The organism is Streptomyces sp. C (genome assembly GCF_000158895.1).
Taxonomy (GTDB): domain Bacteria; phylum Actinomycetota; class Actinomycetes; order Streptomycetales; family Streptomycetaceae; genus Streptomyces; species Streptomyces racemochromogenes.
On record NZ_GG657750.1, the window covers coordinates 411,276 to 411,951 of the forward strand.

Annotated in this window: 1 protein-coding gene; it reads left to right on the top strand. The window is 75.7% G+C overall.

Features of this window, described 5'->3' with window-relative positions; translation table 11 throughout:
- Positions 1 to 89: 89 nt before the first annotated feature.
- On the top strand, positions 90 to 676 hold a 587-nt coding region (locus SSNG_RS02035), incomplete at its 3' end, for a VOC family protein (protein ID WP_007262120.1).

The following is a 676-nucleotide window of genomic DNA, read 5'->3' on the forward strand; positions in this document are numbered from 1 at the left end:
CCGCCCGCGCGGGGCCTGACGGCCGACGGGCGGGGGGCGGGGTCCGGTGCCAGGCTGGGGACCCAGCGGACCCGTGAAAGGCCGGCACCATGATCACCACCGACTACGTCCCCGGCTCCCCCTGCTGGCTCGACCTCGGCACCCCGGACGTCCCGTCGGCCGCGGCCTTCTACGGCGCCGTGTTCGAGTGGTCGTACGCGTCCATGGGCGGCATGGAGGGCGGGGTGTTCCGCAGGGACGGGAAGGCCGTCGCAGGGCTCGGCCGGCTCACCGAGCAGGGCGCGCGCTCGGCGTGGATGCTCTACTTCAGCGTCGCCGACGCGGACGCCGCCACCCGGGCCGTGGAGGCCGCGGGCGGTACCGTCCGGGTGGCTCCGATGACGTTGGACGACGCGGGCCGGATGGCGCAGTACAGCGACCCCCAGGGCGGCCAGTTCGCCGTCTGGGAGCCGGGCGGGGACCAGGGCGCCGAGCTGGTGGACGCGCCGGGCTCGCTGTGCTGGACCGAGCTGTTCACGAGCGACGCCGCGGCCGCGCGGGAGTTCTACGGCGCCGTCCTCGGCTGGCGCTTCAGCGACATGGAGCTGCCGGGCGGCGCGGGCACGTACGCGCTCATCACCCCGGCGGGCCTTCCGGAGGAGAGGATGCACGGCGGCCTGATGCGCCTCGACGGGGA